Origin of the sequence: Pseudomonas sp. S30_BP2TU TE3576, assembly GCF_050436025.1 — a bacterium.
GTDB lineage: Bacteria > Pseudomonadota > Gammaproteobacteria > Pseudomonadales > Pseudomonadaceae > Aquipseudomonas.
In genome coordinates, this window is the sequence record NZ_JBNDLK010000001.1 from 2,129,884 (window position 1) to 2,154,078 (window position 24,195).

Sequence of the window (24,195 nt, forward strand, 5' to 3'; positions counted from 1 at the left end):
CGCTACGCACGGTTGCACTCGGGTGTCGATTTGTGTTTCTGCCTCGAAAGTCAGGTTAACCAGGCATGTGACGACAGCTTATTTTTACTGTAACAAAATGCAGACAAGGCCCGTTCCTGCGGGGTTTCGGCCGGATTTGTGATCTCTAGCAGACTAGCCCTTCGCTGTCGAGATATGGCGCCCGTGGTCCTTTGCGTATACTGCGCAGATGTTTTTCCCAACGGCTTTACGTCCGCGGTACGCCAAATGGCTGATCGCAACCGGACTCTTCCTGATGCTCGGTGGCTGTGTTGATAAACCCAACACGCTCGAGCGCGTAAAGGAGGATGGTGTGCTGCGGGTGGTTACCCGAAACAGCCCCGCCACCTACTTTCAGGATCGCAACGGTGAAACCGGCTTCGAATACGAGCTGGTGAAGCGCTTCGCCGACGATCTGGGGGTCGAACTCAAGATCGAGACCGCCGACAACCTCGATGACCTGTTCAATCAGGTAGGCAAGCCCAACGGCCCGGTGCTGGCGGCTGCCGGCCTGGTCAGCAGCGACGAACGCAAGAAGCAGGTGCGCTTCTCGCACTCCTACCTGGAAGTCACCCCGCAGATCATCTACCGCAACGGTCAGTCACGACCGACCGATGCGAAGGATCTGGTGGGCAAGAAAATCATGGTGCTCAAGGGCAGCACCCACGCCGAACAACTGGCGCAGTTGAAACAGAATTTTCCCGGCATCGAATACGAAGAGTCTGACGCGGTCGAGGTCGTCGATCTCCTGCGCATGGTGGACGAAGGTCAGATCGACCTGACCCTGGTCGACTCCAACGAAGTCGCGATGAACCAGGTGTATTTCACCAATATCCGGGTCGCCTTCGACCTCGGTGACGCCAGCAACCAGAGCTGGGCCGTCGCGCCGGGCGACGACAACAGCCTGCTCAACGAAATCAACGAATACCTCGACAAGGTCAAGAAAAACGGCACCCTGCAACGCCTCAAGGACCGCTACTACGGGCATGTCGACGTTCTCGGCTACATGGGCGCCACCACGTTTGCCCAGCACTTGCAGCAACGCTTGCCCAAGTACGAACAGCACTTCAAATCGTACGCCAAGAAAGAGAAAGTTGACTGGCGCCTGTTGGCGGCCATCGGTTACCAGGAGTCGTTATGGCAAGCGGCCGTCACGTCCAAGACCGGCGTGCGTGGCCTGATGATGCTGACCCAGAACACCGCGCAGGCCATGGGCGTGTCCAACCGCCTGGACCCCAAGCAGAGCATCATGGGCGGCGCCAAGTACCTGGCCTACATGAAAGACCAGCTCGACGCATCGATTCAGGAGCCGGACCGCACCTGGTTTGCCCTGGCGGCCTACAACGTCGGCAGCGGCCACCTGGATGACGCCCGCAAACTGGCGGCCAAGGAAGGGTTGAACCCGGACAAATGGCTGGATGTGAAGAAGATCCTGCCGCGCCTGTCGGAAAAGAAGTGGTACAGCAAGACCCGTTACGGCTACGCCCGTGGCGGCGAACCGGTGCATTTCGTGGCGAACATCCGTCGCTACTACGACATCCTGACCTGGGTTACACAGCCGCAGCTTGAAGGCGACCAGGTTGCCGAGGGCAAACTGCTTGTCCCGGGGATCGACAAGACCAAGCCGGCGCAGGAACCTTCGCCGCTCTGACAGAACAACCTGGATCAAATGTGGGAGCGGGCTTGCTCGCGAAAGCGGTTTCTCATTCAACATCTCTGTTGGCTGACACTCCGCTTTCGCGAGCAAGCCCGCTCCCCAGGGTTTTGTGTTGGCTTTCAGGCCTTGGCAGCCGCCGCCAGAATCAGCGTCTTCATCTCCGAAACAGCCGACTTGAAGCCAACGAACAGCGCATGGGCCACCAGCGCATGGCCGATGTTCAGTTCGTTGATGCCCTTGATCGCCGCCACGGCTTCGACATTGTGATAGTGCAGGCCATGGCCGGCATTGACGATCAGGCCCTGGGCCAGGCCAAAGGCCACGCCATCGGCCACACGCTTGAGCTCTTCGGCGACTTCGGTCGGCGTCTCGGCATCGGCGTATCGCCCGGTGTGCAGTTCGATGGCTGGCGCGCCGATACGGCGAGAGGCTTCGATCTGCCGCTCATCGGCGTCAATGAACAGCGACACTTCGGAGCCGATCTTCGACAGGCGCTCGACCGCCGCCTTGATCCGCGCCTCCTGACCCGCCACGTCCAGGCCACCTTCGGTGGTCAGTTCCTGACGGGTTTCCGGCACCAGGCAAATGTGTGCCGGGCGGATGCGCTCGGCAAACTGCATCATTTCTTCGGTGACGCCCATTTCGAAGTTCATGCGGGTTTGCAGCACGTCCTTGAGCACCAGCACGTCGCGTTCCTGGATGTGCCGACGATCTTCGCGCAGGTGCACGGTAATGCCATCAGCGCCCGCCTCTTCCGCGTCCAGTGCGGCCTTGACCGGATCCGGGTAACGGGTGCCCCGGGCCTGACGCAGGGTGGCAACGTGGTCGATGTTCACGCCAAGAAGAATGCGGGTGCTGGTGGTCACGGAAGCGCTCCAGAAGAAGAGAAAGTTCGGTGCACAGCATACATGCAGAATTTACGGTTTTCGAAACAACTCGCGGGAAACCAAAGGTCGGCCCCCAAGATGCACTGCCAGTGCCTGACGCATCAAGCGTTTGGCCGCCGACAGCGCGCCAGGAGCGGACCAGTCCGCCTCAGCCATGGCCAGCAGTTCAGTGCCGTTGAAGAGACCCGGTTGCAGTAGATAGACCTGCTCCAGCCCGGCATCCACCTGCAAACGGTAAAGACCGTTCGGCGCAATGGGATCACCGTGAATGTCGGTATTGAGGGAAAAGCCGTAGCCAAGATCATCGAGCAATCGCCACTCGAAAGAGCGCAGCAACGGCTCCAGCGGCCGACCTTCAGCCAGGGCCAGCAAAGTCGCGGCGTAATGATCGAATACACCGGGATGCGGATCTTCGGCGGGCAACAGGCGAATCAACAGCTCATTGAGGTAAAGGCCACTGAACAACGCCTCACCGTTGAGCCAGGTGGAAACACCGGCACTTTCCATGCGCCCGACGTTCTTCAACTCACCACGTCCACGGAACTCGACCTCCAACGGCACGAACGGCCGAGCGAGCGTCCCGGCCTTGCCCCGCGCACTGCGCAACACCGCCCGCAGCCGACCTTGCGGCGTGAGGAAATCCACCAAAGCACTGTTTTCGCGGTAGGCGCGGGAGTGCAGGACGTAGGCGGGCTGGCCGATTGGCGGGGTTGAGGACATGGGTATCTCGTTGGAGGAGCGCCATCGTGAGATCAACACAAACCAAATGTGGGAGCGGGCTTGCTCGCGAAGGCGGCGTGACAGTCAACCAGGATGTTGAATGTTAAACCGCTTTCGCGAGCAAGCCCGCTCCCACATTTGAATCTTTGTACAGTCTGAGATTACAGGTCGCCGTAACCCAGCGAACGCAAGGCACGTTCGTCGTCGGACCAGCCGCCCTTAACCTTGACCCACAGGTTGAGCATGATCTTGGAGTCGAACAGCAGCTCCATGTCCTTGCGCGCTTCGGTGCCGATGCGCTTGATACGCTCGCCCTTGTCGCCAATGATGATTTTCTTCTGGCCATCGCGCTCAACGAGGATCAAGGCATGAATGTGCAGGGTCTTGCCCTGCTGCTTGAACTCTTCGATTTCGACGGTGATCTGGTACGGCAGCTCGGCGCCCATCTGGCGCATGATTTTCTCGCGCACAAGCTCCGCGGCGAGGAAACGGCTGCTGCGGTCGGTGATCTGGTCTTCCGGGAAGAAGTGATCGTTTTCCGGCAGATGCCCGGCAATCACTCGCTCCAGCGCATCGAGGTTGTGCCCGTGCTGCGCGGAAATCGGCATGATCTGCGCATTCGGCAGCTGCTCCTGCAACCAGCTCAGGTGCGGCATCAGCTCGGCTTTGTCTTCGATGCGATCGGTCTTGTTCAGCGCCACGATCAGTGGGCCGGTCACGTACTGGACGCGCTCGAGAACCATCTGGTCTTCTTCGGTCCACTTGGTGCGATCGACCACAAAGATCACCACGTCGACGTCTTTCAACGCCGCCGAAGCGGTCTTGTTCATGTAGCGGTTCAGGGCCTTTTCGCCACCCTTGTGCATACCAGGGGTGTCGACGTAGATCGCCTGCACATCACCCTCGGTCTTGATACCGAGCATGTTGTGACGGGTGGTCTGCGGCTTGCGCGAGGTGATTGCCAGCTTCTGGCCAAGAATGTGGTTCAGCAGCGTGGACTTGCCCACGTTCGGACGGCCGACGATGGCAACATAGCCACAGCGAGTTGCAGTTGTATCAGTCATTGCCATTCTCCACACCCAGGGCAATCAGTGCTGCGGCGGCCGCTACCTGTTCGGCAATACGACGGCTCACACCCTGACCTCGGCTTTTTTCATTCAGTAAGATGATTTCGCATTCGACGAAGAACGTCCGGCAATGCGGTTCACCCTGGATATCCACCACTTCGTAACGCGGCAGCTCACAACCACGGGACTGCAGAAACTCCTGCAGGCGGGTCTTTGGATCTTTGTTGGTATCGACCAGCGTCAGGCCTTCGAACTCTCCGGCCAGCCAGGCGAGTACACGCTCGCGGGCCACTTCCATGCCGGCATCGAGGTAGATCGCACCGATCAGCGCTTCCAGGGCGTCGGCCAGAATCGACTCGCGACGGAAACCGCCGCTTTTCAGTTCACCGGAGCCCAGGCGCAGGTATTCGCCCAAATCGAAACCACGAGCCAGTACGGCCAGGGTCTCACCTTTCACCAGGCGCGCGCGCAAACGCGACAACTGGCCTTCGCGGGCCAGCGGGAAACGCTCGAACAGCGCCTCACCGGCGACGAAGTTGAGGATGGCGTCACCGAGGAATTCCAGGCGTTCGTTGTTACGCCCGGCAAAACTGCGGTGAGTCAGGGCCAGGACCATCAGTTCCTGATCCTTGAAGGTGTAGCCGAGCTGACGCTCTAGACGGCTTAAGGAGACGCTCACGGTTTACCCACGCTGAGTTCGTGGCTGGATTCCACCGCCATCGCCGTGATGGGGCGCAGGCTTGGGACAATTAACGCTGTGTTCAAAAATTACGTCCTGAATATCATTGGCTTCATGCTTTCAGGCCCCGAATGTGCCGGTTCCAGAAATGCATTCGGCGCTGTGTTCAACAGCGCCGTGTTTGATTACTTGATCAGGCCAACCCGCGAGAAATTCGGCAGGTGGCTGAGTTTTGGTTCCGGCCAGCTCATCCAGACCGCAAAGGCCTTGCCGACGATATTCTTGTCGGGAACCATGCCCAGCAGATCCTTGGGAATGCTCGGATCATCCCAGTAGCGACTGTCGTTCGAGTTGTCGCGGTTGTCGCCCATCATGAAGTAGTGCCCGGCCGGCACAGTCCATGAATGGTCCGGCGTTGCACGGTAGCGGCTCATTTCCTTGCGGATCATGTGCTCGACAGCGCCGAGTTTTTCCTTGTAGAGCTCAGCGCTGCCCAGCGTTCCCGGCTCGGAGCCGACCAATTGTTCGGCAATCGATTGACCGTTGACGAACAGACGCTTGTCGGCGGTATAACGAACCGTGTCGCCCGGCAGGCCGACTACACGCTTGATGTAGTTGACGTTCGGATCGCTCGGGTAACGGAACACCATGACATCGCCGCGCTGTGGATCACCGACCTCGATGATTTTCTTGTCGATCACCGGCAAGCGGATCCCGTAAGAAAACTTGCTCACCAGAATGAAGTCGCCGACATCCAGGGTTGGCTTCATCGAGCCGGAAGGAATCTGGAACGGTTCCACCAGGAACGAACGCAGCACCAGCACGATGAACAACACCGGGAAGAACGACTTGCCGTATTCAACCAGCAGCGGCTCTTTATTCAGCTTCTCGACCACGACCATGTCAGGCTGGCTAACGCTGTCCTGATAGGAGGCGATGGCGGCGCGCCGACGTGGCGCCAGGATCAACAGATCGAGCAACGCCAACAGGCCGCAGACGAACACGGCGATGACCAGCAACAGCGGGAAATTTAGTGACATAGGACCTAACTATCCAACCTGAGCACTGCAAGGAAGGCTTCCTGTGGAATTTCCACGTTGCCGACTTGCTTCATGCGTTTTTTACCGGCCTTTTGCTTTTCCAGCAGCTTTTTCTTACGACTGACGTCACCGCCGTAGCATTTGGCCAATACGTTCTTTCTGAGCGCCTTGACGGTTGTCCGCGCCACAATCTGCCCGCCAATGGCGGCCTGGATTGCCACGTCGAACATCTGCCGCGGAATCAGATCCTTCATTTTCTCGGTCAACTGGCGACCTTTGTAGTGCGAGTTGTCGCGGTGCACGATCAGCGCCAGGGCGTCGACCTTGTCGCCGTTGATCAGCACGTCCAGTTTCACCAGGCTGGCCGATTGGTAACGATCGAAATGGTAGTCCAGAGAAGCATAGCCGCGACTGGTGGATTTCAGACGATCGAAGAAGTCCAGCACCACTTCGTTCATCGGCAAGTCGTAGGTCACTTGTACCTGGGAGCCGAGGAACAGCATGTCGACCTGTACGCCGCGTTTTTCGATGCACAGGGTAATGACGTTGCCCAGGTGCTCTTGCGGCACAAGAATATTGGCGCGCACGATCGGCTCGCGCATGTCTTCGATGGCGGACAGGTCCGGCAGCTTCGACGGGTTGTCGACGTAGATCGTCTCGCCGGTCTTGAGCAGCAGCTCGAAGATTACCGTCGGCGCGGTGGTAATCAGGTCCAGGTTGTACTCGCGCTCCAGGCGCTCCTGGATGATTTCCATGTGCAACATGCCGAGGAAGCCGCAACGGAAGCCGAAGCCCAGTGCGTCGGAGCTTTCAGGCGTGTATTGCAGCGACGAATCGTTGAGGGTGAGCTTTTGCAGCGCCTCGCGGAAGTCTTCGAAGTCGTCGGAGCTGACCGGAAACAGACCGGCGTACACCTGCGGCTGGATGCGTTTGAACCCCGGCAGCACGTCGACGTCCGGCGTCGTGCTCAAGGTCAGGGTATCGCCCACTGGTGCACCGTGAATGTCCTTGATGCTGGCGATGATGAAGCCCACTTCACCAGCCTTCAGGTCGGCGGTAGGGGTGTGTTTCGGGTTGAACACGCCGACGCTGTCCACCAGGTGGATCTTGCCGGTGGACTTGACCAGAATCTTGTCACCCTTCTTCACGCGGCCGTGGCGAACGCGAACCAGGGAGACAACGCCCAGGTAGTTATCGAACCAGGAGTCGATGATCAACGCTTGCAGCGGATCTTCGATGTTACCGGTCGGCGCCGGAATGGTGGTTACCAGGCGCTCGAGCACTTCATCGACGCCCAGACCGGTCTTGGCAGAGCAAGTGACCGCGTCAGTGGCATCGATGCCGATGATTTTTTCGATTTCTTCCTTGACGCGCTCCGGATCGGCCTGTGGCAGGTCGATCTTGTTCAGCACCGGCATTACTTCCAGGCCCTGTTCGATCGCTGTGTAGCAGTTGGCAACCGACTGCGCTTCAACGCCCTGACCGGCATCGACCACCAGCAGCGCGCCTTCACAGGCAGCCAGCGAACGGCTCACCTCATAAGTGAAGTCAACGTGGCCGGGGGTATCAATGAAGTTGAGCTGGTAGTTGATACCGTCTTTGGCTTTGTAATACAGAGTAACGCTGTGCGCCTTGATGGTGATCCCGCGTTCGCGCTCGAGGTCCATGGAGTCCAGGACCTGGGCTTCCATTTCGCGCTCGGCCAGGCCGCCACACATCTGGATGAAGCGATCGGCCAGCGTCGACTTGCCATGGTCAATGTGGGCGATGATGGAGAAATTGCGGATATGACTCAAATCACTCACGGATCAACACTCAAAAAGGCTGCAGGCATAGCCCGCCGAAAAATAGCCGGGAATTGTACCTGATCCACGGCGCAAGCGTCACGTTCGCAGGTCAGACGGCACCTACAAAAACGCCCCGGTCTGGCGACAAGGGCGTTTTTCATCGTCAAAACGGTCGGGAAATGCCCGCCATCAGCCTGCCCGGCGCATCAACCAGAGCCCCGCCACGGCACAAATACCCGCTGGCACCAGCACCGAAAGCAAGGGAGGGAAGCCGAACACCTGGCTCGACGGCCCCAGCAGATCCTGAACGATACGGAAGGTGAAACCCACCAGCACGCCGGTGAACACTCGTTGACCCAAGGTCACCGAACGCAGCGGACCGAAGATGAAGGAAATCGCCATCAACACCAGGGCGGCGGTCACCAGCGGCTGCAACACCTTGACCCAAAATGCCAGCCAATAGCGGCTGTTGTTCAACCCCTGCTCCGCCAGATAGTGGATATAACTCCACAGACCGCTGATCGACAGCGACTCCGGCACCATGACCACGGTGCTCAGCAATTGCGGACTCAAGGCTACTTCCCAGCGCTCGATCGGAGTTGACACCACTTCAGTGCTGCTCTCGTGGAACAGCGTGGTCGTGACGTCCGTCAACTGCCAGTGATCCGTGTCGAACTCGGCACGTTTGGCGAAGCTCGCCGACAGCATGTGCCGTTCGTTGTCGAAACGGTAGCGGGTCACGCCGTACAAGATACCGTTGGGTTGCACCGAGTTGACGTGAATGAACTCGTCGCCCTGGCGGTGCCACAAGCCGTGCTTGGCGCTTTGTGCATCGCCGCTGCCCTGGGCCAGCGAGCGATTGGCCTGTGCGGCGGTTTCGGCAGGCGGTGCGATGTACTCGCCGACCAGCACACCGGCGAGCATCAATACCAGCATCGGCTTCATGACCGCCCAGACGATCCGGCCGATCGACACACCGGCGGCGCGCATGACGGTCAGTTCACTGTTGCTGGCCAGACTGCCCAGACCGATCAGGCAGCCGATCAGCGCAGCCATCGGCAGCATTTCGTACATCCGGCGTGGCGCAGTCAGCGTCACATAACTCAGAACATCGAGCAGGGTGTAGGTATCGCTGACTTCACTCATCTCGTCGATGAAGGCAAACAGTGTCGCCAGGCCAAGAATGATCCCGAGCACTGCCAGAATCGCCATGAACACGCTGCTACCAATGTAGCGATCCAGCTTAACCACGGGCCACCTCCAGCGCGCTGCGGCGACTCGCCCTCTTCAATCGCAAGGGTTCCCAATAGAGCAGGCCCAGGCCGATGGCCAGGAAAATCCCGTGTACCCACCACAAACCCAGTGCCGCGGGGATCTTGCCCTTGTCCAGGGCGCCGCGGGCGGCAATCAGAATGGTCAGGTAAGCCATATAAAGAAGAATCGCCGGCAGTAATTTGAGGAAGCGGCCCTGACGCGGGTTGACCCGCGACAGCGGCACCGCCATCAAGGTCACGATGAACACCAGCAATGGCAGTGACATACGCCATTGCAATTCGGCGCGCAAACGAATGTCTTCACTGCCGACCAACGTACTGGTCGGCATCGCATCACGGTCGGTGACTTCGTCACTGACGTCGGGTTTTGGCAGCAACACACCGTACTCGTCGTACTTGATCGCCCGGTAGTCGGCCTGCCCCGGACTACCGTCGTAGCGATAGCCGTTATCAAGGATCAGGTAGCGGTTACCGTCCGGGCGAATTTCCTGACGTCCCTTTTCTGCCACCAGGACAGAGATGCCGCGATCCTTGTTATTGGAACTGATGTTTTTTTGCGAGATGAACACACCACCCAGATTGACGCGGTCATCGGACATGCGCTCGGTGTAGGTAACCCGGGTACCGTCACGCAGGGCCTGGAAGCGCCCCGGCTCCAGGGTATCGAATTCGGTCAGGGCATCCTGCTTGTTCAGCAGCAGTTGAAACTGATTGGCCCCCTGTGGCGCCAGGCTCAAGCTCAACCACGCCACGACGATCGCAACCAGGGTGGCCGGAAAAAGGGTCATGCAAACCAGCCGCTGCTGGCTCATGCCAGTGGCCGAGAGCACGGTCATTTCACTTTCGAGGTACAGGCGCCCGTAGGACAACAGGATCCCGAGAAACAGCCCCAACGGCAGGATCAGCTGCAGGAACCCCGGCAGGCGAAAGCCCATGATCAGGAACAGCGAGCCCGGATCCAGCAGGCCCGAGGCCGCCTGGGCGAGGTATTTGATGAAGCGACCGCTCATGATGATGACCAGCAGCACGGCACTGACGGCGCTCAAGGTCAACAGGACTTCGCGGGATAGATAACGGAAGACGATCAAACCAGACACTCCAGGGTTGTCAGGCTAAGGCGGCCAAACAAGCAAACGTATCGGACAGCCCGCAAGACAGAGCCGCCGAAAAAAGATGGCGCATTATCCTGTGATTGGGTGCGCCTGTCACTGCGCAATGCATGGGGGCGGTGTGCAGGAGCGAGCTCGCTCGCGAGAGTCGTCAACGATAACGCGCAAAGCCTGAAACCCCGCGCGACCTCAGGTTCTTCGCGGGCAAGCTCGCTCCGACAATCGTACAACCGAGGGTTGTCAGGCGCCGGTAGCGAGGTTCAAACTGCGGCCTTTGTCGCCGGTCGATCCTGGCGCCTTTCTATTTATAGGCAAGTGACGCACATACGGTGTCGGGCGCTTGCGTGCTAACCATCAATTCAGGGACCCGGACATGGAACTGGTTGTAAAAAGCGTCAACCCGGAAACGTTGAAGACCGCCACGCTGGTGGTTTCCGTCGGCGAGGGCCGCAAGCTCGGTACGGTTGCCAAGCAACTCGACGAATTGAGCGGCGGCGCGATCAGCGCAGTGCTCAAGCGCGGCGACCTGGCCGGCAAGGTTGGCCAGAGCCTGTTGCTGCACAGCCTGCCGAACCTCAAGGCCGAGCGCGTGCTGCTGGTGGGCGTGGGCAAGGACGACGAACTGGGTGACCGCCCGTTCCGCAAAATCATCGCGGGCATCCTCAATACCCTCAAAGGCCTGGGCGGCAGCGATGCGGTGCTGGCCCTGGATGAAGTGGTTGTCAAAGGCCGCGACAGCTATGGCAAGACCCGCCTGCTGGCCGAAACCCTGGTGGACGGCGAGTACACCTTCGAGCAGTTCAAGAGCCAGAAAGCCGATCCCCGCGCCCTGAAAAAAATCACCCTGCTGACCATCAAGGCCGCTCAGGCTGAAGTGCAACGCGCCGTGACCCACGCCACCGCCATCGCCAACGGCATGGCCTTCACCCGTAATCTGGGCAACCTGCCGCCGAACATCTGCCACCCGACCTTCCTCGGTGAGCAGGCAAAAGAGCTGGGTAAAGAGTTCAAGGACCTGAAAGTCGAAGTCCTCGACGAGAAGAAGATCAAGGCTTTGGGCATGGGTTCGTTCTACGCCGTAGGCCAGGGCAGCGCCCAACCGCCGCGCCTGATCGTCATGCAATACAACGGTGGCAAGAAATCCGAGAAGCCGTACGCGCTGGTCGGCAAGGGCATCACCTTCGACACTGGCGGCATCAGCCTCAAGCCGGGCGCCGGCATGGATGAAATGAAGTACGACATGGGCGGCGCCGCCAGCGTGTTCGGCACCCTGCGCGCCGTGCTCGAACTGAAACTGCCGGTCAACCTGGTGTGCATCCTGGCCTGCGCCGAGAACATGCCAAGCGGCAATGCTTCGCGTCCAGGTGACATCGTCACCACCATGAGCGGCCAGACCGTGGAAATCCTCAACACCGACGCCGAAGGCCGTCTGGTGCTGTGCGACGCCCTGACCTACTCCGAGCGTTTCAAGCCACAAGCCGTTATCGACATCGCGACCCTGACCGGCGCCTGCGTGGTCGCCCTGGGTTCCCACACTTCGGGCCTGCTGGGTAACAATGACGAACTGATCGGCCAACTGCTGAGCGCCGGCAAGGCTGCCGACGACCGCGCCTGGCAACTGCCGCTGTTCGATGAGTACCAGGAACAGCTGGACAGCCCGTTCGCCGACATCGCCAACATTGGCGGCCCGAAGGCCGGCACCATCACCGCGGCCTGCTTCCTGTCACGCTTCACCAAGAACCTGAACTGGGCGCACCTGGATATCGCAGGCACTGCCTGGACCAGCGGCGGCAAGGACAAGGGCGCCACTGGCCGTCCGGTTCCCCTGCTGACCCAATACCTGCTGGATCGCGCCAAAGCCTGAAACCGATGACTTCACGTGGCGTCACTTATGCGGTGACGCCAGGTGAAGCTCAGGAACCGCAATGACCAAAGTCGACTTCTATATCCTGCCCAGCGCCGATCCATCGGCACGCCTGGATTTCGCCTGCAAGCTCACCGAAAAAGCCTGGCGCATGGGTCACAGTGTCTACCTGCATTGCAGCGACGCCTCCCAGCGCGACGATCTCGACGCGCGCCTCTGGGCATTCAAAGGTGAAAGCTTCGTGCCCCACGGTCCCGCCGAAAACGAACCGGACGGCTTGATCGTCCTGGGTCTGGGTGACGATTGCGGTCAGCATCAGGACCTGCTGGTCAATCTTGACCTGAAAGTCCCGGCCTTTGCCCAGCATTTCGCCCGCGTGGCAGAAGTGGTGGTGGAAGACCCGACGATTCGCCAGGCCGCGCGGGAGAGTTTCCGTTTCTACCGCGAACAGGGCTATCCTCTGCAAGATCACCGTTTACAGCGACTCTGAGCCTTCCAATGGACACTCCAAAACCGCTGCAACAGTCCGCGCACCTGCTGGACGACCTTGAGTCGATCCGCCAATTGCTCGGCGATGACAACCTGCAACCGCCCCTGCTGACCGACACGGTCGAGGAAGGCGATCAGGAACAGATTCCCATGTTGTTCGACGCCGTGAGCGAGCCTTCGCCGCCCGTCGTAGCGACACCCCCTGCCCCGATCGTTGAACCCGTCGCCGCGGCGACGTCGACACCGGCCGCCAGCAAGAACCCGGATGACTTGCTGCACCTGGACAGCGAATTGCGCGCCGCCGCGCAGTTGATCATGCAAGACGTGATCGACGATTTCGCCCCGCACATCGAAACCGAAATCAAACGCCGCCTCAGTGCACGACTTGAGCGATTGTTGAGCCAGTACAACGACTGAACAACTTGCGGCGAGGGCTCTACTGTGGGAGCGAGCTTGCTCGCGATAGCGGTCGAACAGACACATCAATGTTGAATGTGACGCCCTCATCGCGAGCAAGCTCGCTCCCACAAAAAGCCCCCGCCACAGGTTGAATCTTCAGGTACTGAGATAGCGCCCGATCAACGCGATCCCGCTGGCCAGCACCAGCCACGTCACCAGGCGCACGAACGCCTCGCGGGACAAGCGCATGGTCAACCGTCGACCGAACCACAGCCCCAGCGCCATGGCCGGCAACAGACACACCGCCAGCGCCAGCAATGGCAAATCGGCGTACACACCGGCGATTGCAAACAGGCTCAAACGCACCACCGTACTGCAACTGATCAATGCACTCTGGGTCGCCCGGGCCGCCTCCTTGGGTAAACGGCTGTTCAGATAGATCGCATAGAGAAAGCCGCCGCTGCCAAACAACGCGCCAAACATTCCGCCCACCGTTCCCATCGGCAGCGCCCACACGGCGGACAGTTGAGTCGGGCGGACTTTGATCCACAGGCTGTAAATCGCATAGGCGGTGATGAACAACCCCATCAAAAGCAGCAACAAGTCGGACTTGAGGTTCAGCAGAAAAATCACTCCAAGCGTGCACCCCACCGCCATACAGGGCAGCAACCGCAACAACTCCGGCCTCGCCACATCGCGCCGCGAAGGCAGCAGATTGCCGAATGCCGCGACAAAATCGAGCAACACCAGCAACGGCACGATCTTCGACAGCGGCATGAACAGGATCAGAATCGGCCCCGCCACCAGTGCGGTGCCGAAACCGGCGATGCCGAACACGATGTAGGCCAGGGCGATGCCCGCACCGATGACCAGCCAGTCCAGCGAGCCGAATGGCCACTGGTTCAACAGTTCAAACACATTCATTCACGTATCTTCCTTGAGTACCCGTCGGTGACTTTACCCTTGTGGGAGCGGGCTTGCTCGCGAAAGCGGACTAACATCCCGGATCAACGTGGCTGACACACCGCCTTCGCGAGCAAGCCCGCTCCCACATCAAGCGGCGCCACAAGGGATTTATGCTGGGCCATGGAGATTGCCGGGCAAATGCCTTTAAACTGCGCCCCATGATTAAAGATCCCTTTGCAAGACTCGGCCTGGACCGCGAAGTCCTGACCGTCAGCCAGCTCAACGGCCGCGCGCGGGTGTTGCTCGAAGACGTGTTCAGCAACATCTGGGTCGAAGGCGAAATCTCCAACCTCGCCCGCCCGGCGTCGGGCCACGTGTATTTCACCCTCAAGGACAGCGGCGCCCAGGTGCGTTGCGCGCTGTTCCGGCAGAACGCGGCACGGGTTCGCCAGGCGTTGAAGGACGGGCTCGCGGTCAAGGTGCGCGGCAAAGTCTCGCTGTTCGAAGGGCGCGGTGATTATCAGTTGATCCTCGACACCGTGGAGCCGGCCGGCGACGGTGCCTTGCGCCTGGCCTTCGATGCACTCAAGGAAAAACTCAGCGCCGAAGGTCTGTTCAGTGCCGAGCGCAAGGTCCCGCTACCGGCGCATCCGCAACGCATCGGCATCATCAGTTCGCCCACCGGCGCGGTGATCCGCGACATCATCAGTGTGTTCCGCCGTCGCGCACCGCAGGTGCAGTTGACGCTGATCCCCACCGCCGTACAGGGCCGCGAAGCCACCGCACAGATTGTCCGCGCCCTGAAACTGGCGGATGCCCGCGGTTTCGACGCCCTGATCCTGGCCCGGGGCGGCGGTTCGCTGGAAGACCTCTGGTGCTTCAACGAAGAAGCCGTGGCTCGCGCCGTAGACGCTTGCGTGACGCCGATTGTCAGCGCGGTCGGCCATGAAACCGACGTGTCGATCAGCGACTTCGTGGCCGACGTTCGCGCCCCCACCCCCTCCGCTGCCGCCGAATTGCTGGCACCGGACTCCAGCGATCTGGTGCGTCGGGTCGACAGCCTGCATCGACGATTGGTGATGCGCATGCGTGACCGTTTGATGCGCGATCGACTGCGCCTGGAAGGTATCTCTCGCCGCCTGCGCCATCCCGGCGAGCGTCTGCGCCAGCAAGCGCAACGCCTGGATGACCTGGACATGCGCATGCGCCGTGCGTTCGAGCGTAGCCTCAACACCCGTCGCGAACGCTTGATCCGCCTGGAAACCCGTCTGGCCGCACAACATCCAGGCCGGCAATTGGCAATGCTGCGCCAGCGCCTCGACAGCCTGGCCGAACGTCTGCCGCGCGCCATCCGCGAAGGCTTGAAGAACCGTCGCCTTCAGTTGCAAAGCCAGATGCAGACATTGCATGTGGTCAGCCCGCTGGCGACCCTCGGCCGTGGTTACAGTATTTTGCTGGATGAGCGCGGCAACGCGATCCGCAGCGCCGCGCAGACCCATACCGGTCAACGCCTGAAAGCCAAACTGAGCGAAGGCGAACTGCAAGTGCGGGTCGAAGACAATCACCTGACGCCCGTCACCCTTTCTTTACTGGACTGATCCATGCCGCGCTTCCTGGCTCCATTGCTGTTGCTGTGCCTGACCTTCAATGCCCACGCCGATAGCTACATCACCCGCCTGTTGAACAAACCGGTGCCGGGCGGCGTTGCGGTGGTGGACCTGGGCACATCCGCCCAGGCGCCAAAAGCCAGTTATCAAGGCAAACCGGTGCTGGTGGTCAGGGAACAGGAAAACTGGCTGGCCATCGTCGGCGTGCCGCTGACGGTCAAACCAGGGGCTCAATCGATCAGCAGCGGCGGTCGTAATCTGAATTTCACGGTTGGCAGCAAGACATACCCGGAACAGCGCATCACCCTGAAGAACACCCAACAGGTCAATCCGGACCCGGAAAACCTCAAGCGCATCGAGCGTGAATTGGCCGAACAGATTGCCGCTTACCGCACGTTCAGCCCCAACACCCCGAGCAACGTGCTGCTGGACAAACCGGTGAACGGGCCGCTGTCGAGCAAGTTCGGCGTGCGTCGTTTCTTCAACGGTGAGGAGCGTAATCCTCATTCGGGTCTGGATTTCGCCGTGGGCGCCGGCACGCCGATCAAGACCCCGGCCGCGGGCAAGGTAATCCTGATCGGCAACTACTTCTTCAATGGCAACACGGTGTTCGTCGACCATGGCCAGGGCTTTATCAGCATGTTCTGCCACATGTCGAAAATCGACGTGAAGGTGGGGCAGCCACTGGCCCGTGGTGACGTGGTCGGCAAAGTCGGCGCGACTGGCCGCGCGACCGGGCCGCACATGCACTGGAACGTCAGCCTGAATGATGTGCGGGTGGATCCGGCCATCTTTATTGGCGCATTTCAGCCCTGATTTTTCGCTGAGGCTTCTGGCCCCTTCGCGAGCAAGCCCGCTCCCACAGTGTCCGTGTTCACGCAGATCCAATGTGGGAGCGAGCTTGCTCGCGATGGCAATTTCACAGGCACCGAAAGTCGTCCAGCCATGCCCCACACCAATTGCGCACCACTCAAACCTTGCGCAAACAACAAAACAATCATTGCCAATCACAGCAATAAAATCTCGATAAATACTCGCTCACGAGTATTCCTCTCAATTTTTTTCGACTGCTTGCCAACCTTCACCCCCGCGGTTAGGGTTGAGGCATGAAAACCTCTCACACCCTCATTCAGCTCCGCCAGCACAGCAGCCTGTGCCTTGTCAGCGCACGACTGCCGGGCTGAATCGTGGTGCCTCGTCCCAAGCGTTACTCCAAGAACTTTTGATCCACCGGCAGGCCGCCTTTTTTCGGCCCACACAATAAGGATTTCCTGATGAGCATGCTCAAAGACCCGTCTTCGAAATACCGCGCGTTCCCGACCATCGACATTCCGGACCGCACCTGGCCATCGAAAACCATCACCGCCGCGCCGATCTGGTGCAGCTCCGACCTGCGCGACGGCAACCAGTCGCTGATCGAGCCGATGGACGCGGTCAAGAAGCTGCGCTTCTGGAAAACCCTGGTTCAGGTCGGCGTGAAGGAAATCGAAGCGTCGTTCCCGGCCGCGTCGCAAACCGACTTCGACTTCGTCCGCACCCTGATCGAAGGCAACCACATCCCGGACGACACCACCATCCAGGTGCTGACCCAGGGCCGTGAAGACCTGATCGAGCGCACCTTCGAATCCCTGCGCGGCGCGAAGAAAGCCATCGTTCACCTGTACAACGCGACCTCCCCTTCCTTCCGCCGCATTGTCTTCAACCAGGACAAGGACGGGATCAAGGCCATCGCCGTGAACGCCGCCAAGCTGTTCGTCAAATATGCGGCCATGCAGCCGGACACCGAGTGGACCTTCGAATACTCGCCAGAAACCTTCAGCGCTACCGAACTGGAGTTCGCCAAGGAAGTCTGCGACGCGGTGATCGAAGTCTGGAACCCGACGCCCGAGCACAAGATGATCCTCAACCTGCCGGCCACCGTCGAATGCGCGACGCCGAACATCTATGCCGACCAGATCGAATGGTTCGGCCGTCACATCAACCGTCGTGACAGCGTGATCATCAGCCTGCACACCCACAACGACCGTGGCACTGGCGTTGCAGCAACCGAGCTGGGCCTGATGGCTGGCGCCGACCGTGTCGAAGGCTGCCTGTTCGGCAACGGCGAGCGTACCGGTAACGTCGACCTCGTGACCGTGGCCCTGAACCTCTACACCCAGGGCGTGAACCCTGAGCTGGACTTCTCCGACATCGACGGCGTGCGCAAAGTCGTCGAAGAGTGCAACCAGATCCAGGTGCACCCGCGTCACCCGTACGTCGGCGACCTGGTGCATACCGCGTTCTCCGGCTCGCACCAGGATGCGATCCGCAAGGGCTTTGCCCAGCAGAAACCGGACGAGTTGTGGGAAGTGCCATACCTGCCGATCGACCCGGCCGACATCGGCCGTAGCTACGAGGCGGTCATCCGCGTCAACAGCCAATCGGGCAAGGGTGGTATCGCCTACCTCCTGGAACAGGAATATGGCATCAGCCTGCCGCGCCGCATGCAAATCGAGTTCAGCCAGGTCGTGCAGCGTGAAACCGACCGCCTGGGCCTGGAAATGACCGCCCAGCAAATCCACGCGCTGCTGCACAGCGAATACTTGCAGGCCAACACCCCGTACGCGCTGGTCAGCCATCGCCTGCAGGAAGAGAACGGCCACAGCGCGGTGGAAGTCGAAGTCGCCAGCCAGGGCCAGGGCGAAACCAACCTGCACTGGCGCGGCAAGGGCAACGGCGCCCTGGAAGCGCTGGTAGCCGGCCTGCCGGTACCGGTGGAAATCATGGACTACAACGAGCACGCCATCGGTGCGGGCACCAACGCAAAGGCCGCGGCCTACATTGAACTGCGCGTCAACGGTGAACGTGCGGTACACGGTGTCGGCATCGACGAAAACTTCACCACCGCCAGCTTCAAGGCCCTGTTCAGCGCGCTGAACCGTTCGCTGAGCCAGCCGGAAGCGAAAGCGGCGTAAGCTGTTAGCCGAAAAGCAAAAGGCCCCGATGGTGTGAACCCCGGGGCCTTTTTTTGCCTGCTTGTTTTATGTTGTTTGTCCCGGCCCCATCGCGAGCAAGCTCGCTCCCACAGTTGTTCAATGTGAACACGGACAATGTGGGAGCGAGCTTGCTCGCGATGGGGCCCTGTCAGTCAGCGAAAATCTCAGGTGAACTCGAACGTGTCCGCATCCAGATTCGCCGGAAACCGCTGCCGATACGCCGCCAGTTCCACCGCATCCAAAGTCACCTTGAACACCCCGTCAGCCTCTCCGGCACCGAGCAACGTTTCGCCCTGGAAATCCAGTACCTGACTGTCACCGGTATACGCAAAGCCCTTGCCATCAGTCCCGATGCGATTGACCGCCGCCACGTAGCACAGGTTTTCGATCGCTCGCGCAGGCAGCAAGCGGTTCCAGTGCTGACGTCGAGCGCCCGGCCAGTTCGCGGTGTACAGCAGCAGGTCCGTGTCCTGAGCGTCGCGACTCCACACCGGGAAGCGCAAGTCGTAGCAAATCAGCGGCCGCACTCGCCAGCCCTTGAGCTCAAACTGCACCTGGCGCTCGCCGGGGGTGTAGTGGTTGTGCTCGCCGGCCATGCGGAACAGGTGACGCTTGTCGTAGTGCAACACTTCGCCGTCCGGACGCGCCCACAGCAGACGATTGCGGTGGCTGCCGTCGGCAGCCTGAACGATGACACTACCGGTGATCACCGCATCCAGCTTCGCCGCCTGAACCCGCAGCCACTTGCTGGTGGGACCGTTTTCCGGCTCGGCGAGTGTCTCGGATTCCATGGAGAACCCAGTGGTAAACATTTCCGGCAGGATGATCAGGTCAGCGCCGCGAGCCTGCTCCAGCAACGGTTCGAAATGCTCCAGGTTAGCCTGACGGTCGTGCCAGGCCAGGGATGTCTGGATCAGCGCCACGTTCAGATTGGGCAATGCACTCAGATCACGCATAGTTTTTCCGCTGCCTCACGCAGGGTCTCCTCACGCTTGGCAAAGCACAGCCGCACCAGGCGCTGGCCTTCAGGAGGCGTCTGGTAGAACACCGAGATCGGGATACTTGCCACGCCATGCTCGCGAGTCATCCACAGGGCCATCTCGACGTCATTGAGGTCCGGGCGGATCTGTGAGTAATCGACCAACTGGAAATAAGTACCGGTCACCCGGGTGAAGCTGAAGCGCGACGGCGCCAGCAGATCGCAAAACAAATCACGCTTGGCCTGATAGAAGTCCGGCAGCTCTTCGACGTGTTCCGGGTGTTCGGCCATGAAGTCGGCCAAGGCGTATTGCAGCGGCGTCACACCACAGAAATTGACGTACTGGTGCACCTTGCGCAATTCCGCCGTCAGGGCCGGCGGCGCGACCACGTAGCCGGTTTTCCAGCCGGTGACGTGGTAGGTCTTGCCGAACGAGCTGACCACGAAAGCACGCTGATACAGCTCTTCATGGGCCAGCACGCTGACATGGGGCACACCGTCATACACCAGGTGTTCGTAGACTTCGTCGCTGATCAGATAGATGTCGCGATCGCGGATCAACGTCGCCAACTGGTCCAGTTCGGCACGACTGATCAGCGCACCACTGGGGTTGTGCGGGGAGTTGAGAATGATCATCCGCGTGCGCGGGCTCAGTGCCTGAGCAAGCTTCTCGAAGTCGATACTGAAATCGTTCAAGCCCAGTTGTACGTGCACGCAACGACCGCCGGCCAGCTCTACCGAAGGCTCGTAGCTGTCGTATGCCGGGTCAAACACGATGACTTCGTCGCCGCTGTGGATAACCGCCTGAATGGCACAGAAAATCGCTTCGGTCGCGCCTGGGGTGACCGTAACTTCAGTATCCACATCCACCTGCGTGCCATAGCTGCGGGCGATCTTCACCGCAATCTGCTGACGCAACACCGGCAACCCGGTCATCGGCGAATACTGGTTATGGCCACTGGCGATATGCCGGCCAACCGCATCGCACAGGGCCTGTGGGGCCGCGAAATCGGGAAAACCCTGGGACAGATTGAGCGCGCCGGTCTGTGCCGCGAGCTGAGACATCTGAGTGAAGATAGTGATGCCGACATTCGGCAGCTTACTGGTGATCATCGGTGAGCCCCTGCAGGTGAGCTGCAAGTTTCAAGCTGCAAGCTGCAAGTGGTCAAGCGTCAAACCTCCAGACGCAAAAAAGGGCCCTGGAAAGGACCCTTTTCGCTTTGACTTGAAGCTTGCAACTGCTTTTATCGCTTGTCGCGACGCTTCTTGTCGGCTTTCTTGTGGTGCGACATCAAGCGACGCTTCTTGTTGACCTGGCGGTCGGTGAGCGTGTTCTTGTTGCCTTCGTACGGGTTCTCGCCACCCTTGAACTCGATGCGGATCGGCGTACCGACCAGTTTCAGCACACGACGGTAAGTGTTTTCCAGATAGCGCACGTAAGACTTCGGCACTTTCTCGATCTGGTTGCCGTGGATCACGATGATCGGCGGGTTCGCACCACCGAGGTGGGCATAACGCAGCTTGATCCGGCGGCTGTTGACCATCGGCGGCTGGTGTTCGCTCACCGCGTCTTCGAGAATCTGGGTCAGGCGGCTCGTCGGCCAGCGGGTGACCGCGGACTTGAACGAGTTCTGTACCGAGGCGTAGAGGTTACCCACGCCAGTGCCGTGCAGGGCCGAGATGAAGTGAATATCGGCGTAGTCAACGAAGAACAGGCGACGCTGCAGTTCGACCTTCACGAAGTCGCGCTCGCTCGGCGTCATGCCGTCCCACTTGTTGATTGCGATCACCAGCGCACGACCCGATTCAATGGCGAAGCCCAGCAGGTTGAGGTCGTGATCGACCACACCTTCGCGGGCGTCCATCACAAAAATCACCACGTTGGCGTCTTTGATCGCTTGCAGGGTTTTGACCACGGAGAACTTTTCGACTTCTTCGTGAATCTTGCCGCGCTTGCGCACACCGGCGGTGTCGATCAGCGTGTACTTCTCGTCGTTACGCTCGAACGGGATGTAGATACTGTCGCGGGTGGTGCCGGGTTGGTCATAGACGATAACCCGGTCTTCACCGAGCATGCGGTTGACCAGGGTCGACTTGCCGACGTTAGGACGGCCGATGATCGCGATCTTGATCCCGTCTTTTTCGCTTGGGCCAGGAATGCGCTTGGCTTCCTCGCCTTCGGCGACGACCTCTTCCTCTTCGCCTTCCTGCGGCTCGTCTTCGTCACGCGGGAATTCACTCAGTGCCGCTTCCAGCAACTGGGTGATACCACGGCCGTGGGCACCGGCGATCGGGATCGCATGGCCCATGCCCAACGGGGCGAATTCGGCGCGGGCCATTTCCGGGTCGATGTTGTCGACCTTGTTGGCCACCACGTGGGAACGCTTGTTACGTTTGCGCAAATGCTCGGCGATCATCTGGTCGGCGGCGGTGAAACCGGCCTTGGCATCTACCAGGAACAGAACGACATCTGCTTCTTCGATGGCCAGCAGCGACTGCTCGGCCATCTTTTCGTCCATACCGTGCTCGTCACCGGAGATACCGCCGGTGTCGATCAGAATGTAGGAACGCCCTTGCCACTTGGCCTCACCGTACTGGCGATCACGGGTCAGACCGGACAAGTCGCCAACGATGGCGTCACGAGTCCTGGTCAGGCGGTTGAACAAGGTGGACTTGCCGACGTTCGGTCGGCCCACCAGGGCGATTACGGGAACCATGCGGCTCTCCACTTCGTTATTTCAGAAAATACAAAAGCCGCTGCGAGGCAGCGGCTGGTGCTCGGGGGCAACACTGTGGGAGCGGGCTTGCTCGCGAAAAACCGTAACAGCACCAAGTTTATCCAGGCTGTACGCGTCATCGTTGACACCCTTCGCGAGCAAGCCCGCTCCCACAAGTGAAGCAGCCTGGGGTGGTTAACCCCAAGCATAGTCAAACCTTTACTTTATGGTCAGGGCTTCCAGTTTGCCGCTGTTGCCATACACATAAATCGTGTCACCCACCACCAGCGGACGGGCACGCAGGCCGTCGCTGTCGATGCGTTCACGGCCGACGAATCGACCGTCCACCTGACTCAGCAGGTGCAGGTAACCTTCCAGGTCACCGACTGCAACGTAACTGGAGAACACTTCCGGGGCCGACAGTTGACGACGGGCCAGCGAATCGTTGCTCCACAAGGCCGAGGTAGAACGTTCGTCGACGCCTTCAACGGTGCCCGAAGACAGGCTCACATAAACGGAGCCCAAACCCTGGGCGACACCGGCGTAGCTGGAAGCATCACGCTGCCAGAGCTGACGGCCGCTTTGCAGGTCCAGTGCGGCAACGCGCCCTTGATAGCTGGCGACATACAGCGTCCCGCCCGACAGCAGCAAGCCACCGTCGATATCGACCACACGCTCCAGCTCCGAACGACCTTGCGGGATCGCTACGCGCTGTTCCCACACCGGCACGCCGTTGGAGATATCCACGGCAACCACTTTACCGGTCGACAGGCCAGCCACCGCGAGGCGGTTGGTCACGATCGGCGCACTGGTACCACGCAGGGTCAGTACCGCAGGGGTGCTGTCATAGATCCAGCGGCGGTTACCGGTGGAGGCATCCAGACCGATCAGACGATCGTCCTGGGTCTGAACCACCACAACGTCACCGTTGTTGGCTGGCGGAGCCAACACTTCGCTGGACACGCGAGCGCGCCACTTTTCTTCACCGTTGATCGCGTCCAGGGCAACGATTTCACCCTTGAGCGTACCGATGGTGACCAGACCGTAACCGACACCGACAGCGCCGGAAACAGGCAGTTCGAGATCTTTCTTCCATTTGACGTCGCCCGTGTTGCGGTCCATCGCCATCAACACGCCAGTGACGTCGGCGGCATAGATGGTTTCGCCATCAATGGCCGGAACCAGCATGTTGTAGGTTTCGCCCTGACCGTCACCGATCGAACGACTCCACTGCTTGTGCAGAACCACTTCTTCCTTGAAGTCGACCAGTTCGGCCGGAGGCAATTCTTTCTTGCTGTTGCTGCTGCAACCCGCGGCCAACAAGGCCAGAGCCAGCAATGCTGCATGTTTCCAACGAATCACGTCACGCATCCCCTTTGGCCAGGTCGTCCAGCTTGATTTGCAGGCCACCGACCGCCGCTTCATCCGACAGTGCCGCCTTGGCTTTTTGATACGCCGCGCTCGCCTCATCGGTACGACCCAACTGCACCAGCAGGTCGCCCTTGAGCTCTTCGCGAGTGGCCAGGAATGCCTTGTCGGCATCGCCTTCAAGCAGTTTCAACGCTTCGTCGGCCTTGTTCTGCGCACCGAGTACCTGGGCCAGACGCTGACGGGCGATTTCGCCCAGTGCCGGGTTGGCCGGTTTGTCGACAATGGCTTTCAGCTCGCTGGCCGCGTCGTCCAGCTTGCCGCTGTCCACCGCCACTTTGGCCACGAACAGGCTGCCGTACTGCGCGTAGGCGCTGCCGCCGAACTCGCTGTTGAGCTTGCCGGCCAGGTCCGAAACACGCGCCGCATCAGGCTTGCCGTCAGGCGTCAGCGTGGTTTCGAGCAATTGCTGAAAGAGAATCGAGGCGCCTTGCGACTGATTGCTCTGATACTTGTGGAACGCCTGCCAGCCGAACACGATGACCAGCGCCAACAGGCCGCCAGTAACCAGGGGCTTACCGTTGCGTGACCACCATTCCTTCAATTCCGCCACATGTTCGTCTTCGGTACTCGACACCCCAATACTCCTTAAT

21 protein-coding genes are annotated in these 24,195 nt (G+C 60.1%); 7 read left to right on the top strand and 14 right to left on the bottom strand.

Features of this window, described 5'->3' with window-relative positions:
• The first annotated feature begins 208 nt into the window (after positions 1-208).
• Positions 209-1,669 carry a membrane-bound lytic murein transglycosylase MltF gene (mltF, locus tag ABIA48_RS09665; protein WP_429488238.1) on the top strand — a complete coding sequence of 487 codons (1,461 nt, stop codon included), beginning with the start codon at positions 209-211 and terminating at the stop codon, positions 1,667-1,669.
• 125 nt (positions 1,670-1,794) lie between these two features.
• On the opposite strand, the gene pdxJ is transcribed toward mltF, so the two are convergent.
• From pdxJ to lptF, 8 genes are all read right to left on the bottom strand, one after another.
• Positions 1,795-2,541, bottom strand: coding sequence for a pyridoxine 5'-phosphate synthase (pdxJ, locus tag ABIA48_RS09670; protein WP_429488240.1), 747 nt, complete (start codon positions 2,539-2,541; stop codon positions 1,795-1,797).
• 51 nt (positions 2,542-2,592) lie between these two features.
• The gene (recO, locus tag ABIA48_RS09675) at positions 2,593-3,282 is read right to left on the bottom strand and encodes a DNA repair protein RecO (protein WP_429488242.1); all 690 of its coding nucleotides are present in this window, start codon (positions 3,280-3,282) and stop codon (positions 2,593-2,595) included.
• Positions 3,283-3,443: 161 nt separating this feature from the next.
• Positions 3,444-4,346 carry a GTPase Era gene (era, locus tag ABIA48_RS09680; RefSeq protein ID WP_007994846.1) on the bottom strand — a complete coding sequence of 301 codons (903 nt, stop codon included), beginning with the start codon at positions 4,344-4,346 and terminating at the stop codon, positions 3,444-3,446.
• Positions 4,339-5,028, bottom strand: coding sequence for a ribonuclease III (gene rnc, locus ABIA48_RS09685; RefSeq protein ID WP_007973960.1), 690 nt, complete (start codon positions 5,026-5,028; stop codon positions 4,339-4,341). The genes era and rnc overlap by 8 nt, the downstream gene beginning before the upstream one ends.
• A gap of 185 nt (positions 5,029-5,213) precedes the next feature.
• The gene (gene lepB / locus ABIA48_RS09690) at positions 5,214-6,068 is read right to left on the bottom strand and encodes a signal peptidase I (RefSeq protein WP_429488245.1); all 855 of its coding nucleotides are present in this window, start codon (positions 6,066-6,068) and stop codon (positions 5,214-5,216) included.
• A gap of 5 nt (positions 6,069-6,073) precedes the next feature.
• Positions 6,074-7,873 carry a translation elongation factor 4 gene (gene lepA, locus ABIA48_RS09695; protein ID WP_007982793.1) on the bottom strand — a complete coding sequence of 600 codons (1,800 nt, stop codon included), beginning with the start codon at positions 7,871-7,873 and terminating at the stop codon, positions 6,074-6,076.
• Positions 7,874-8,044: 171 nt separating this feature from the next.
• Positions 8,045-9,106, bottom strand: coding sequence for an LPS export ABC transporter permease LptG (gene lptG / locus ABIA48_RS09700; RefSeq protein WP_429488248.1), 1,062 nt, complete (start codon positions 9,104-9,106; stop codon positions 8,045-8,047).
• Entirely contained in the window at positions 9,099-10,217 is a 1,119-nt protein-coding gene (gene lptF, locus ABIA48_RS09705; RefSeq protein WP_429488250.1) for an LPS export ABC transporter permease LptF, read from the bottom strand. Before lptF ends, lptG begins: the two co-directional genes overlap by 8 nt.
• A 394-nt stretch (positions 10,218-10,611) precedes the next feature.
• Between lptF and ABIA48_RS09710 the strand changes: the two genes are divergently transcribed.
• From ABIA48_RS09710 to ABIA48_RS09720, 3 genes are all read left to right on the top strand, one after another.
• Positions 10,612-12,102 (top strand): leucyl aminopeptidase, encoded by a 1,491-nt coding sequence (locus tag ABIA48_RS09710; RefSeq protein WP_033063104.1) that lies wholly within the window; start codon positions 10,612-10,614, stop codon positions 12,100-12,102.
• Positions 12,103-12,163: 61 nt separating this feature from the next.
• Positions 12,164-12,592, top strand: coding sequence for a DNA polymerase III subunit chi (locus ABIA48_RS09715; protein ID WP_429488252.1), 429 nt, complete (start codon positions 12,164-12,166; stop codon positions 12,590-12,592).
• Positions 12,593-12,600: 8 nt separating this feature from the next.
• On the top strand, positions 12,601-13,008 hold the full coding sequence (locus tag ABIA48_RS09720; protein ID WP_108228034.1) for a DNA polymerase III subunit chi: 408 nt from the start codon (positions 12,601-12,603) through the stop codon (positions 13,006-13,008).
• Between the two features lie 138 nt (positions 13,009-13,146).
• On the opposite strand, the gene ABIA48_RS09725 is transcribed toward ABIA48_RS09720, so the two are convergent.
• Complete coding sequence (locus tag ABIA48_RS09725; protein ID WP_429488254.1) at positions 13,147-13,914, bottom strand: sulfite exporter TauE/SafE family protein; 768 nt, start codon at positions 13,912-13,914, stop codon at positions 13,147-13,149.
• A gap of 200 nt (positions 13,915-14,114) precedes the next feature.
• Between ABIA48_RS09725 and xseA the strand changes: the two genes are divergently transcribed.
• The 3 genes from xseA (at position 14,115) to leuA (ending at position 18,457) form a co-directional block, all read left to right on the top strand.
• On the top strand, positions 14,115-15,494 hold the full coding sequence (gene xseA / locus ABIA48_RS09730) for an exodeoxyribonuclease VII large subunit (protein ID WP_429488256.1): 1,380 nt from the start codon (positions 14,115-14,117) through the stop codon (positions 15,492-15,494).
• A 3-nt stretch (positions 15,495-15,497) separates the two neighbouring features.
• The gene (locus tag ABIA48_RS09735) at positions 15,498-16,319 is read left to right on the top strand and encodes a peptidoglycan DD-metalloendopeptidase family protein (RefSeq protein ID WP_429488258.1); all 822 of its coding nucleotides are present in this window, start codon (positions 15,498-15,500) and stop codon (positions 16,317-16,319) included.
• A 458-nt stretch (positions 16,320-16,777) separates the two neighbouring features.
• Positions 16,778-18,457 carry a 2-isopropylmalate synthase gene (gene leuA, locus ABIA48_RS09740; RefSeq protein ID WP_429488260.1) on the top strand — a complete coding sequence of 560 codons (1,680 nt, stop codon included), beginning with the start codon at positions 16,778-16,780 and terminating at the stop codon, positions 18,455-18,457.
• Positions 18,458-18,642: 185 nt separating this feature from the next.
• Here the strand turns inward: leuA and ABIA48_RS09745 are convergent, their stop codons facing one another.
• The 5 genes from ABIA48_RS09745 to ABIA48_RS09765 all read right to left on the bottom strand — a co-directional run bounded on the left by ABIA48_RS09745 (position 18,643) and on the right by ABIA48_RS09765 (position 24,179).
• Complete coding sequence (locus ABIA48_RS09745) at positions 18,643-19,434, bottom strand: amidohydrolase (protein ID WP_429488262.1); 792 nt, start codon at positions 19,432-19,434, stop codon at positions 18,643-18,645.
• Positions 19,422-20,570 (bottom strand): pyridoxal phosphate-dependent aminotransferase, encoded by a 1,149-nt coding sequence (locus ABIA48_RS09750; protein WP_429488264.1) that lies wholly within the window; start codon positions 20,568-20,570, stop codon positions 19,422-19,424. Before ABIA48_RS09750 ends, ABIA48_RS09745 begins: the two co-directional genes overlap by 13 nt.
• 131 nt (positions 20,571-20,701) lie before the next feature.
• Positions 20,702-22,174, bottom strand: coding sequence for a ribosome biogenesis GTPase Der (gene der / locus ABIA48_RS09755; RefSeq protein WP_007973987.1), 1,473 nt, complete (start codon positions 22,172-22,174; stop codon positions 20,702-20,704).
• A gap of 219 nt (positions 22,175-22,393) precedes the next feature.
• Positions 22,394-23,545, bottom strand: a complete 1,152-nt coding sequence (gene bamB, locus ABIA48_RS09760) for an outer membrane protein assembly factor BamB (protein WP_033063099.1) — start codon at positions 23,543-23,545, stop codon at positions 22,394-22,396.
• Positions 23,538-24,179: a YfgM family protein gene (locus tag ABIA48_RS09765; protein WP_429488267.1), complete on the bottom strand. Its 642-nt coding sequence runs from the start codon at positions 24,177-24,179 to the stop codon at positions 23,538-23,540. The genes bamB and ABIA48_RS09765 overlap by 8 nt, the downstream gene beginning before the upstream one ends.
• Between the last annotated feature and the right edge of the window lie 16 nt (positions 24,180-24,195).